The 12938-nt window shown below is 33.0% G+C and carries 7 protein-coding genes, 3 tRNA genes, 9 pseudogenes and 3 other annotated features; all 19 genes and pseudogenes read right to left on the bottom strand.

Translation table 11 applies throughout. The features are described from left to right. Nucleotides 1-103: 103 nt before the first annotated feature. Nucleotides 104-463, bottom strand: a complete 360-nt coding sequence (locus PL321_RS12875; protein ID WP_273962317.1) for a hypothetical protein — start codon at nt 461-463, stop codon at nt 104-106. Between the two features lie 43 nt (nt 464-506). Then, complete coding sequence (locus PL321_RS12870; RefSeq protein WP_273962316.1) at nt 507-668, bottom strand: cell division protein ZapA; 162 nt, start codon at nt 666-668, stop codon at nt 507-509. A 110-nt stretch (nt 669-778) separates the two neighbouring features. Continuing rightward, nucleotides 779-3134: pseudogene (gene pheT / locus PL321_RS12865) on the bottom strand (phenylalanine--tRNA ligase subunit beta). An 11-nt stretch (nt 3135-3145) separates the two neighbouring features. Then, nucleotides 3146-4163 (bottom strand): annotated as a pseudogene (gene pheS / locus PL321_RS12860) (phenylalanine--tRNA ligase subunit alpha). A 50-nt stretch (nt 4164-4213) separates the two neighbouring features. Beyond that, nucleotides 4214-4428: a binding site (T-box leader), on the bottom strand. A 136-nt stretch (nt 4429-4564) separates the two neighbouring features. Next, nucleotides 4565-4912 carry a TrmH family RNA methyltransferase gene (locus PL321_RS12855; RefSeq protein WP_273962315.1) on the bottom strand — a complete coding sequence of 116 codons (348 nt, stop codon included), beginning with the start codon at nt 4910-4912 and terminating at the stop codon, nt 4565-4567. 8 nt (nt 4913-4920) lie between these two features. Continuing rightward, nucleotides 4921-5172: pseudogene (locus tag PL321_RS21520) on the bottom strand (RNA methyltransferase substrate-binding domain-containing protein); the annotation flags it as partial. Between the two features lie 67 nt (nt 5173-5239). After that, nucleotides 5240-5898, bottom strand: a pseudogene (locus PL321_RS12850) (potassium channel family protein). Between the two features lie 18 nt (nt 5899-5916). After that, nucleotides 5917-7275: pseudogene (locus PL321_RS12845) on the bottom strand (TrkH family potassium uptake protein). A 105-nt stretch (nt 7276-7380) separates the two neighbouring features. After that, on the bottom strand, nt 7381-7740 hold the full coding sequence (rplT, locus tag PL321_RS12840; RefSeq protein WP_027307651.1) for a 50S ribosomal protein L20: 360 nt from the start codon (nt 7738-7740) through the stop codon (nt 7381-7383). Nucleotides 7741-7761: 21 nt separating this feature from the next. Then, a pseudogene (gene rpmI / locus PL321_RS12835) lies at nt 7762-7958 on the bottom strand (50S ribosomal protein L35). A 23-nt stretch (nt 7959-7981) separates the two neighbouring features. Then, nucleotides 7982-8502, bottom strand: a pseudogene (gene infC / locus PL321_RS12830) (translation initiation factor IF-3). A 10-nt stretch (nt 8503-8512) separates the two neighbouring features. After that, nucleotides 8513-8628 (bottom strand) — a sequence feature (ribosomal protein L20 leader region). A gap of 52 nt (nt 8629-8680) precedes the next feature. Then, a pseudogene (gene thrS, locus PL321_RS12825) lies at nt 8681-10578 on the bottom strand (threonine--tRNA ligase). Nucleotides 10579-10624: 46 nt separating this feature from the next. Continuing rightward, nucleotides 10625-10834 (bottom strand) — a binding site (T-box leader). 33 nt (nt 10835-10867) lie between these two features. Then, nucleotides 10868-11041, bottom strand: coding sequence for a sporulation protein YtxC (ytxC, locus tag PL321_RS12820; protein ID WP_273962314.1), 174 nt, complete (start codon nt 11039-11041; stop codon nt 10868-10870). 23 nt (nt 11042-11064) lie between these two features. Next, entirely contained in the window at nt 11065-11775 is a 711-nt protein-coding gene (gene ytxC, locus PL321_RS12815; RefSeq protein WP_273962313.1) for a putative sporulation protein YtxC, read from the bottom strand. A 156-nt stretch (nt 11776-11931) separates the two neighbouring features. Continuing rightward, nucleotides 11932-12084 (bottom strand): annotated as a pseudogene (locus PL321_RS21515) (DUF6873 family GME fold protein); the annotation flags it as partial. Between the two features lie 11 nt (nt 12085-12095). Beyond that, nucleotides 12096-12548, bottom strand: a complete 453-nt coding sequence (locus PL321_RS12810) for a DUF6873 family GME fold protein (protein WP_337961167.1) — start codon at nt 12546-12548, stop codon at nt 12096-12098. A gap of 139 nt (nt 12549-12687) precedes the next feature. Next, nucleotides 12688-12762, bottom strand: a tRNA-Cys gene (locus PL321_RS12805). Nucleotides 12763-12773: 11 nt separating this feature from the next. After that, a tRNA-Gly gene (locus PL321_RS12800) sits at nt 12774-12849 on the bottom strand. A gap of 10 nt (nt 12850-12859) precedes the next feature. Then, nucleotides 12860-12935 (bottom strand) — tRNA-Phe (locus PL321_RS12795). Between the last annotated feature and the right edge of the window lie 3 nt (nt 12936-12938).

The following is a 12938-nucleotide window of genomic DNA, read 5'->3' as shown; positions in this document are numbered from 1 at the left end:
TGCTATGTCTAATATATATTCACAATTAATTAATTTTATGTACTAAAAAGGGCCTAATGCCCCTATATACTCCTCTTTTTGCTCTGAAGTTCCTTGAAGTCCTTTAAATCCTTTTTACTCTTACAAGTTCCATCTGGCTTTCTAAGAGTTGTTCCTTTACACTGCCTAAAATTTCTTTAGTCTCCCTAAGCTCCTTTTCTACCTCTTCGTTTCTTTCGCTAAGATATGCATTTTCCTTTAAGATTGCTTCATATTCCCTTATTTTTTCCTCAAATTCTGCCTTTAACCTATCTATGCTTTCACTATACTCCTTTTCCTTTAAACTTACCTCTTGAAGTTTTGACTTAACAGAATTGTTTTCTTCAATTACTCTTTTAAATTCTTCATATAGTGTCCTATATTTTTCCTCTGCTTCTCTTAGCTTTTCATTTGGAACAACAGTACTCTGTCTTAGTTTTTCCATTTCCTTTTCAATTTAAACATTTCATCCGTAACCGTCAAAGCAGTTAAAACCGCAGAAGAAGTGGTATTGTGCTTTGATTGCTTGAAAGTATTTCTTTAATCTTCTTATCAACAAAGTTAGCAATAGAGAATAAATAATCTTCTGTGTCTTCTCCCATTAAAGTATATTCAACGCCATTTATCTTAACAACAACCTTATTAACCATACCAAGCACCCTTTCAAGTTTAAATAGACTTAATTACTTATATTTTACATTAATTTATTTTACATTACTATACCTTTTTTATTTTCTATAAAAAACTTAGATAGGATACCCTATCTAAGTTTTGCCTCTAATTTTTCCTCAAGTTCCTTAACTATTGCATCGTGAACCTTATTTATTTCCTCATCTGTCAAAGTTTTATCTTCTGCTCTATAAACAATTGAGTAAGCAACACTCTTAAAGCCCTCTGGAATCTGTTTACCCTTGTACACGTCAAATAATTTTATCTCCTCAATTATTCCCTTACCCTGTTTTAACATAATGTCCTCAATCTTTTTAACTTCAACTTCATCCTTAACTAAAAGAGCTATATCTCTTAAAACTGCTGGATACTTTGGTAGTGGCTTATACTTCTTTTCAGTCTTTGAAGCTTCAAATAATGTAGCTAAGTCAATTTCTGCTATATAAACTCTTGTTTCTAAATCATAGTTTTCTAAAACATCTGGATGAACTTCTCCTAAAACTCCAGCATATCTTTTCCTTACTAATAGCTTTGCACATCTTCCTGGATGGAAAACATTATTTTCTGTTTCTCTTTCAAATTCTACCTTATCTACTGATAGAGCATTTATTAGATTTTCTATTATTCCCTTTAGGTTAAAGAAATCAACTTCTCCTGCAATACCAATGCAAAGCTTTATTCTTTCATCAGGAAGTTCTTTGCCTAAATTTAAATAAACTTTACCTATGTCAAACAAACCAACTTCCTTATTATCCCTTAATATGTTTCTTTGCATAACCTCAAGCATTGATGGAATTAGGGTTGTTCTCATAACACTAAAATCCTCACCTAAGGGATTGGATATAGTTATTACGTTTCTAAGATCACTGTCTAAAGGTAGGTTAATCTTATCAAACACCTTTGGACTAAAGAAGGAATAGGTTAATGTTTCATACAATCCAGAAGAAACCATTGTCTTTTTACAGTCTCAATTAATTTTTGTTCCTTTGTTATCTCTGCCTCAACTGCTTCACCTATAATTTTTGATTTGGTATTATATCATATCCATAAAGTCTTGCTATTTCTTCTGCAACATCTTCTTTTATTTTTACATCCTGTCTAAAGGTTGGAACCTTTATTATAAGCTCATCCTTTACTTCAACTTCCATTTCAAGCCTTTGAAGCATTTTTACCATTTCATTAACTTCAATATCTGTTCCTAAAAAGTCGTTTATCCAATTTGGGCTTACCTTAACATAATGGGGTTCTAATTTTTGTTGGTAGCAATCTATAACACCGCCTACAACCTCACCAACCTTTAAAGCTTCAAATAGGTGACACGCCCTCTTTAGAGCAATATCAACAAGATTTGGATCTAAATCCTTTTCAAATCTTGATGATGCTTCTGTTCTAAGTCCCAGCTTTTTAGATGTTAATCTTGTTGTAACACCATCAAAATTTGCACACTCAAGAACAATTGTCTTTGTTGATTCTGTAACCTCAGAATTTTGTCCTCCCATTACACCAGCAATTGCAACAGTCTTTTTCCATCATTTATTGCTATCATCGAATTATCAAGCTGTCTTTCAACACCGTCTAATGTAGTAAACTTTTCATTTTCCGCCATCTTTACAACTATTTTTTATCTTCTATATTTTCAAAATCAAAGGCGTGCATTGGCTGTCCAAGCTCTAACATAACATAGTTTGTAATATCAACTACATTATTAATTGGTCTAACCCCTGCCTCTTGTAATTTTGCCTGCATCCATTCAGGCGAAGGACCAACCTTTATATTCTTTATCATTTTTGCCATATATCTTCTGCATAGAGGTGTTTTTACTTCAACCTTCAAATAATCATTTATATTTTCGTTATTTTCATTAAAGTTTAAATCTACCTTCTTTAACTCACATCCAAAGGAGGCAGCTGTTTCTCTTGCTATTCCATATACTGAAAAACAATCGGCCCTGTTTGATGTTATTTCAAAGTCAATCACTCCACCATTAAGGCCAAGTATTTCCTTAATATCAACACCTATAGGTGTATTTTCGTCTAATATCATAATTCCGTGTACAGAATCTTCATCTGCAAGACCAAGTTCTGCCTCTGAACACAGCATTCCATTTGATTCAACACCTCTTAGTTTACCTTTTTAATCTTTACTCCACCTGGAAGTGATGAACCGTGAAGTGCCACTGGAACTATATCACCCTCTTTTATATTATCTGCACCAGTAACAATCTGTATTACTTCATCCTTTACATCTATTTGACATACCGTTAGTTTATCTGCATTTGGATGTTTTTCAGTTTTTATAATTTTACCAGTTACAACTCTATCTATTTCTTTTCCCTTTTCTATTACTTCCTCTACCTTTGAACCTGTTAAAGTTAATTTTTCTGCAACTTCATTAATATCTTTATCTAAATCTACATACTCAATTAGCCAATTAAATGGAACCTTCATACTATCCCTCCTTAGAACTGCTTTAAAAATCTAATATCATTTTCATAGAATAATCTTATATCATCTATTCCATATTTAATCATTACTATTCTCTCAAGTCCAAGTCCAAAGGCAAAACCACTATAAACTTCAGGATCTATTCCACCTGCTCTTAAAACATCTGGGTGAACCATACCACAACCTAATATTTCAATCCATCCAGAGCCTTTACATACTCTACATCCTGTCCCACCACATACAAAGCAGGATACGTCAACTTCTGCAGAAGGTTCAGTAAATGGGAAATGATGCGGTCTAAATTTAGTCTTTGTTTTTTCTCCAAACATTCTCTTTGCAAAGGCATCTAATGTTCCCTTTAAGCTTGCCATTGTAATTCCTTTATCAACTACAAGACCTTCTACTTGATGGAAAATAGGTGAATGTGTTGCATCAGCAGTATCTGATCTATAAACTCTTCCTGGTGCAATAATTCTTATTGGAGGTTTCTTATTCTCCATAACTCTAATTTGAACAGGTGATGTTTGTGTTCTTAATACTACATTTTGATTTATATAGAAGGTATCTTGTTCATCCCTTGCTGGATGGTTTTTAGGTATGTTTAGTGCTTCAAAGTTATAATAATCAAGTTCAACCTCTGGACCTTCTGCAATGGAAAATCCCATTCCTATGAATATCTCCTTTATTTCATCTAAGGCTTTAGTTAGAGGATGTAATCCACCTATTTTATTTGCCTTACCTGGCATAGTTACATCTATCGTTTCCATAGAAAGTCTTAAATTCTTTTCCCTTTGTTTTATTTCCTTTAAAGTCTCCTCTATTGCTGCCTCAATAGTTTCTCTTACCTCGTTTGCTATTTTACCTACTATTGGTCTTTCTCTGGAGATAATTGTCCCATTCCTCTTAAAATAGTTGTAAGTTCACCCTTTTTCCAAGATATTTAACTCTTAATTCATCTAACATTTGACTTGTTTGGCATTCTTTTAATTTTAAAAGTGCCTCGTCCTTTATTTGTTGTAGCTTTTCCCTCATTGTTCTACTCCTTTCTTTCAAAAATTTCCAAACAAAAAACCCTTCATCCCAAAAGGGACGAAGGGAAATCTTCGCGGTACCACCCTAATTGGCCAAACTGGCCCACTCATTAAAATAACGGTTACACCGTTCTGCCCTACTATTATTTCAAGCAGAAAGCTCCAGAGGGAAACTTCAACTAACCCTTCTGCAGATAGGCTCTCAATCTATGACCTATCCTCCCTGTGCAGGGTATTAGCCTACTTGCCTCCTTCACAGCCTTTACTTTTTTGCTTATTATAACACAATAATTAATTAAGTGTAAATATCCTTTTATAATCTTTGCCGTACAGCTTCATATATTATTACTGCAGCTGCTATTGATGCATTTAATGATTCTGCTCTTCCAAGCATAGGAATCTTTATTTTTTATTACAAAGCCTTGTATCTTCTTCTGACATACCGTTTGCTTCATTCCCTATAACTATTGCTACTTTTTCCTTAAAATTAGTTTTATACACATCTTCTCCATCTAAAGTTGTTGCATATATATTAAATCCCTTTGAGTATAAATCCTCTGATACTTCCTTAAAGGATTCGAAAAACACAATAGGCAAATGAAAAATTGAACCCATAGTTGACCTTATGGTTTTATCGTTATACACATCCACAGTTCCCTTTACAATATATACCGCATCAACTCCTGCAGCATCACAGGTTCTAATTATAGTTCCTAAATTTCCAGGGTCCTGCACCTTATCAACTACCACAACAAAGCTTAATTCTTTTTTATATTAATTTTAGGTTTATATGCTACTGCAACTATACTTTGAGGAGTTGTAGTGCTGGTTAGTTCTTTAATTACAGTTTCATCAACTTCATACTTTGGTATGCTATTATTAAGTACTCTGTCATATCCATTTACTTCATAAATTTTATTACTATAAAATATTTGTTCAACTAATCCCTCAAAAATTGCTTCCTCAATAAGTCTAATACCCTCTACTAAAAATTTACCTTCAATCTCTCTGTATTTTTTTGTTTAAGTTTAAGTGCACCTTTTACTATATTACTGTCCCTTTTAAGAATCATATAAACTACATCCTTTGCATTTCAATATTTTTGATATCATCTGTTCCGCCAATTACAACCAGTATGTCTCCTTTTTAATCGTGTCTTCTGCTGCTGGAGATATATTAATATCATTACCTCTTTTTATTGCCATTATATTAATACCATATCTTGTTCTTAAGTTTAATTCCTTTAAAGTCTTATCTTCCCATTCCTCAAGGGCTGTAACTTCCATAATACTGTAATCTGGTGAAAGTTCTATATAATCTAATATGTTGGATGAACACAGATTATGGGCAACTCTAATTCCCATATCTCTCTCCGGAAATACTACCCTATCTGCACCTATCTTATATAAGACCTTTGCGTGCAGTTCATTTTGTGCCTTTGCTATTACATATTTAACACCAAGTTCCTTTACAAGCAGTGTTACAAGTACACTTGACTGTACATCTGATCCAATTGTTATAACCGCAATATCAAAATTTCTTATTCCCAATGATTTTAAGGTTGCCTCATCTGTTGCATCTGCCTGAACTGCGTGAGTTACGTGGTCTGAAATATCCTGTACAACTTCTTCATCTATATCTATTGCTAAAACCTCGTGACCTAAAGAATATAATGTTTTTGCTATACTTGAACCAAACCTTCCAAGTCCTATAACTACAAACTGTTTTGATTTCATTTTTATAAACCTCCCAAATTAGCCAATTAAAATCTTGTCTTCAGGATATCTAATTAAATTTGTTGTTGTTTGCTGTTTATGGGCAATTGCCATAGTAATTGAAAGTGGACCTACTCTTCCTATGTACATTGTTAATATTATTATAATCTTACCAATTAAAGTTAACCTTGTAGTAAGACCTAAAGTTAGACCAACGGTTGCAAAGGCAGAGGTTGCCTCATATAAATATTCAATGAAATCTCCATTTTGTACTATTGATAAAACCATCGTAACAAATGTTATTATTGTAAAGCTTATAAGTGCTATTGCAAGGGCTCTATACACATAGCTTTTATTTATTCGCTTTTGATATATTTCTGTGTCTTCTTTACCTTGAACAACTGCAACTACAGTCATAAAAGTAAAAATGCAGTCGATGTTTTTATACCTCCACCCGTTGAACCTGGTGATGCACCTATAAACATAAATACAATTGTTAAAAACTTTCCTGCCGTAGTCATATCAGAAGTAGATATTGTATTAAAACCTGCTGTTCTTGGAGTTATAGAAGCAAATAAACTTGCTAAAACTTTTCCTTTTAAATCTAAAGCTCCTAAAGTTTTAGGGTTTGAAAATTCAAGTAAGAAAAAGCCAATCGCTCCACTTATTATTAAAAATGCTGTTGCTGAAAGAACAACTTTAGCGTGTAAAGATAGTCTTCTTGTTTTTCTATAATTTAAAACTTCTGTTAAAACCGCAAATCCTATACCACCTATTATTATCAAGCTCATAATTGTTAGGTTTACAACCACATTACCAACATATGGAGTTAAACTTTGGAAATTACCTATTAAATCAAAACCTGCATTACAGAAGGCTGATACAGAATGAAACAATCCAAAATATAACCCCTTTAAAATTCCAAATTTGGGAATAAACTGTGTTGACAGTATTAAAGCACCAAGCAACTCAATTGAAAAAGTTATCCCCATAATATATAGAGCAAGTTTAACAACTCCCTGGATATTAAAGGTATTGTATGCCTCCTGCATTATAAGTCTTTCTCGAAGAGATATCTTTTTCCTAATATTAAAGCAATTAAAGTTGCAAAGGTCATAAAACCTAACCCACCTGTTTGAATTAAAAGTAAAATTATTAATTGACCAAAAGGCTGTAGTGGGTACCTGTGTCTAAGGTAACAAGACCTGTTACACAAACTGCAGAAGTAGAAGTAAAAAGTGCATCAATATAATTAGTAGGTGTTCCATCTCTTGATGATATTGGTAGTGAAAGTAAAATAGAACCTAATAAAATAACAGCTGCAAAGCCTAAAGCTAATACTTGAACTGGTTGAAATCTATAAAACTTAATTCCATCTATCTTCTCTTTAATAAACATTTTAATAAACCTCCAATATTATACTACTTAAGTATAATACCAAAAAAATGTATTTTATACAAAAGCTAAAAGACCTGAAAATCAGGCCTTTTAGCTTAATTTATATTATGCATTTACCTTTTCTTTAGCTATATTTACTAATTCTGCAAAAGCTGCTTCATCGTTAACTGCAATTTCAGCTAACATCTTTCTGTTTATGTTGATTCCTGCAAGCTTTAATCCGTTTATGAACTTTGAATATGAAAGTCCATTTGCTCTTGCAGCTGCATTTATTCTTGCTATCCAAAGTTTTCTGAAGTCTCTCTTCTTTAACTTTCTTCCTACATAAGCTGTGCTTAGTGCTCTCATTACAGCTTGCTTTGCAATTCTATAATTCTTGCTCTTTGCACCATAGTATCCCTTTGCAAGTTTTAATATTTTTCTACGTCTTTTATGTGAATGAACAGCTCTCTTAACTCTTGCCATTTTTTAAACCTCCTTTGCTTCTTATACGTATGGTAGTAACTTTCTTACAATCTTGAATTCAGTCTTAGCAACATAAGTTCCTTTTCTTAGTTGTCTCTTTCTCTTTGAAGTCTTCTTAGTAAGGATATGTCTCTTGAAAGCGTGTGCTCTCTTGAACTTTCCATTTCCAGTTTTTCTATATCTTTTGCTGCACCCTTATGAGTTTTCATTTTAGGCATAGTTATTTCCTCCTCTCTTATTTTCAACCTTTCTTTGGTGCTATAACCATTGTCATATTTTTGCCTTCTAATTTAGCCGGCTTTTCTATTTGTCCAACTTCTTTAATTTTTTCATAAAATCTATTTAAAATATCTTCACCAAAGTGAGCATAATCAGCTTCTCTTCCTCTAAACTTAACAGTAACCTTTACCTTATCTCCATCTCTCAAGAACTTTTCAGCATTTTTGCCTTTACATTTAAATCGTGCTCTTCTATATTTGGAGTTATTCTTACTTCCTTTACTGTTATCTGCTTTTGCTTCTTCTTAGCTTCCTTTTCCTTCTTTTGTTGCTCATAAACGAACTTTCCATAATCCATTATTTTAGCAACTGGTGGTTCTGCCTTTGGAGCTATTAAAACTAAATCAAGCTGTCTTGCTTCAGCAATCTCAAGTGCCTGCTTTGTTGTCATTATTCCAAGTTGTTCACCATCTGCAGTAACAACTCTTAGCTCCTTAGCTCTAATTTCCTCGTTAATTAAATGTTCTTTATTAATAACATTCACCTCCTAATATATTACAAAACAAAAGCGGATGGACATACTCCATCCGCAAACATTCAAAAGCTTAAACATCGATAACCTTACTACCTTTGGCGTAAGGTGAGAAGCGGATGGCTTCTTCTTAACACTTAATAACTATAACATACTATTTATTATATGTCAATACATTTTTATAGTGTACTTATTTTTTGTCTATCTCTTCTTTTATTTTTGAAATAAAGTCTTCTACAGACATTGCACCCATATCTCCATCTTTTCTTGAACGTACTGAAACATTTGATGCTTCTACTTCCTTATCTCCAAGTATAAGCATATATGGTACCTTTTGAAGTTGTGCTTCTCTTATCTTATATCCTATCTTTTCGTTTCTTAAATCTGCTTCTACTCTAATGCCACTTTCCTTTAGTTTTTCCTCAAGTTGTCTTGCGTATTCATTTGCTCTATCTGTAACAGGAAGTATTTTAACTTGAACTGGTGCAAGCCAAGTTGGGAAGGCACCTGCATAATGTTCAATTAAAATTCCTATAAATCTTTCTATACTTCCAAATATAACTCTGTGTATCATTACTGGTCTGTGCTTTTCTCCATCTTCACCAATATAATGTAAGTCAAATCTCTCTGGCATTTGGAAATCTAACTGAATAGTTCCGCATTGCCAAGTTCTTCCTAAACAATCCTTTAGATGGAAGTCTATCTTTGGTCCATAGAAGGCTCCATCTCCTTCATTTATTTTATATTCAAGCCCTGCTGCATTTAATGCATCTATTAATGCGTTTGTTGCATTTTCCCAATCTTCGTCGCTTCCCATTGAATCTTCTGGTCTTGTTGAAAGCTCAACGTGATATTCAAATCCAAATAGCTTATAGATATGGTCTATTAAATTGATTACTCCTAAAACTTCATCCTTTATTTGTGAAGGAAGCATAAATATATGTGCATCGTCTTGAGTAAAGCATCTTACTCTCATAAGTCCGTGTAGAGCACCTGAAATTTCGTGTCTGTGTACAAGTCCTAATTCACCAAGTCTAAGTGGTAATTCTCTGTAGCTGTGCATCTGGCTCTTATATACTAAAATACCACCTGGGCAGTTCATTGGTTTTACTGCATAATCCTGTTCATCTATCTTTGTAAAATACATATTTTCTTTATAGTGATCCCAGTGTCCTGAACGATGCCATAGTGCCTCATTTAATATTATAGGAGTTTTTATTTCCTTATATCCATTCTTTTGATGTACTTGTCTCCAGAAATTTTCAAGTTCGTTTCTAACAACCATACCCTTTGGTAAAAAGAATGGGAATCCTGGACCTTCCTCCATTATTGCAAATAGTTCTAATTCTTTTCCTAACTTTCTATGGTCTCTCTTTTCGCTTCTTCAAGCATATTTAAATAAGCATCAAGTTCACTCTTTTAGTAAAGGCAGTACCATAAACTCTTTGTAGCATTTTATTCTTTTCGTCGCCTCTCCAATATGCCCCAGCTACTGATAGAAGCTTTATAGCCTTTACTCTTCCTGTTGATGGTGCGTGAGGACCAGCACAAAGGTCAACAAATTCTCCCTGTCTGTAGAAGGATATTTCTTCTCCTTCTGGAAGTTCTTCTATTAATTCTACCTTATAATCCTCATTCTTTTCCTTCATAAATTTTATTGCTTCTTCTCTTGAAAGAGTAAACCTTTCAAGTTCATAATCTTCCTTAATTATCTTTTCCATTTCCTTTTCAATTTCAATAAGCATATCAGGTGTTATAGCAAAATCTGCATCAAAATCATAATAGAATCCATTATCGATTGCAGGTCCAATTGCTAACTTAACATTAGGATAAAGTCTCTTAACTGCCTGTGCAAGTATGTGGGAAGCTGTATGTCTTAATGCCCATCTTCCGTCAGCATCATCAAATGTTAATATTTCTACTGTAGAGTCTTTATCAATTGTCTTCATCAAATCAACAACTTCTCCATCAACCTTTGCAGCAAGTGCTGCCTTATAAAGTCCCATACCTATTTTTTGCAACTTCTTCTACTTTAACTGGCTGTTCAAATTCTAAAACTTTGCCATCCTTTAAAGTAACTTTTATCATACTATCCCTCCTTATGTATTTATACAAATAAAAAACCCTCATCCAAAAATGGGACGAGAGTTCTCGCGGTTCCACCCAAATTGACCATTAAGGTCCACTCATTTGCATTAACGCAGCCTCACGCCTATCCCTACTAATCTTCAGGTAGGAGCTTTGGGGTGGTTTTCAATCATCCATATTAAGGAAATCTTTCAGCCAACGGATTTCCCTCTCTGTTAACTGGGTTTGATTTACTCTTCCCCTTCATCGCCTTTTATATTTTAATTAATATTATATAAATTACCACAAACTATGTCAATATTATATTATTAATAGATTTGCAAATTTCACATCCACTGCAGATTTTTAATCTATCTGAAAATATATTTTTTATTGTTTCAACAGTTTCCTGACTTTTTGAATTCTCAATTCCGTGAATTATTATGTTCTGTGGTGCAAAGGTAATAAGTGCACTAATTAGCATATCGTGAATTGTCGCATCTATTTTTATATCAGAAGAAAAATCTTCAAAAACTCAGTTGTTATATTATTGTACTGCCTGTCGTAAATCAAATAGTTGCCGTCCTTTTGTATTATAACATTGACAATGTCGTACCTACTTTCCTGTATATCAACAAAGTACTTTAATAGCTTAATAAACTCACTATATTCCTTTTCAATTATATATTCCTCTGTAATTTTTTCGACTATTATTTTTAAGTCATTAGAAAAATTTCTTAGTCTAAAGGTAATAAACCCATCTATTATTAGTTCTTTATTTTCATCAAGGTATTCTTCTATAAGCTTTAAAATAGTATTTTTTCTGTTTATAATAAGTTGTATGCCATCCTGTGTAAAAATTCCTGTTCCATTCAATGCCATAATACACTTATCTTTTATAATCTGTACATCCTCTTGAGATAAAAAATCATAGTTTGTTTTTATTATTTTTTCAACTGAAACAGAATCATAATAGTTTACAATATACTCATATATGAGATTTGAAACATAAATATAAAACATTTCACTAAAACTATCGAAAATCTTTATATCCCGTTCTGTTTCCTTTAAAACACACTTAATATAGTTAATGTTGGATATTTTATTTTCTATCAATGAAATATTTACACCTTTTTCTTTAAAATATTGACAGAGCTCATTTAATCTATCATAAAATTCTCTATTATCCTTACTGAATCCAATTGATAGGAGAATCATATTATCACTCCCTTCAAGTTTAGTATATGTTCATAGATAAAACATATACTAATAAACTTTAAAAGTTATATTATACAATATTCCTTAAGAGGTATTAATGTACCATAATCTATTAAATTACCTTTAGTGAGATTTTGATATTTTTTTCAAATTTGTTCAAAAATTTTTTATTTGAATAAAATCAGGATGCGTCTCAACTTCGCCATAAAAACCTAAAATACCACTTGATATATATCCTGTACAACCTCCAATAAAACCATAGTTTAGTTCAAAAAGGTGGATATGCCCTGGTTTAATCAGAAGGGAGTTTAGTGAATTTCCTACTGCTTTTTATGAATTCCTATATCCGACGTAATTATTGCATCTTCTGAAACAATACATACAGAACATTTTGCATAGCCTTGCTTTACATCAATAAGTTTGATTTTTCTTCTATCAAGTTCCTCCAACAGAACTTCATCTGTATGTCTTATATTTAAAATAGCAACATCCCTGAGTCTTGCAACATTGTATAAAACATCCTTTGGATATTTTCTTTCTAACTTATTTTTTCCTATTATTAAATTAAAACCTTCGTTTTCTAAAGCATAATACAATTTGTCTTCAATATTCGGTGCTATAACTATCTCTTTACCTCCAAGATGGTGAAAGAGTATATCTGGATGATAAGAAACCGCTTCATACAAAACCTTTTGTTTTTGAGTTTTAATAATGTTAATTCCCATACTTTTTAAATTATATTCAATATCTGAATTAATTCTTCCATCACACACAACCAAAGAGACCTCCCCTTTGGTAAGTTTGGAAGCTCTACAAACTTTTCCTTCATCGGAATCGCTCCTTTATCGATGGGTAGTTTGAAAAGTTAGTTAGTAAAATAGGGATAGAAGTTTAACTTCTATCCCTTATCTTTGGAGGCGGCACCCAGATTCGAACTGGGGAATAAAGGTTTTGCAGACCTCTGCCTTACCACTTGGCTATGCCGCCATATTAAATTATGGAGCGGGAAACGGGACTCGAACCCGCGGCATTCACCTTGGCAAGGTGACGCTCTACCAACTGAGCTATTCCCGCATATAAAAATTGGTGGCCAGAGCCGGAATCGAACCAGCGACACGGGGATTTTCAGTCCCCTGCTCTACCTACTGAGCTATCTGGCCAGT

Source organism: Caloramator sp. mosi_1 (assembly GCF_028622835.1).
GTDB lineage: Bacteria > Bacillota > Clostridia > Clostridiales > Caloramatoraceae > Thermobrachium.
This window is presented reverse-complemented; position numbering and strand designations above follow the sequence as displayed.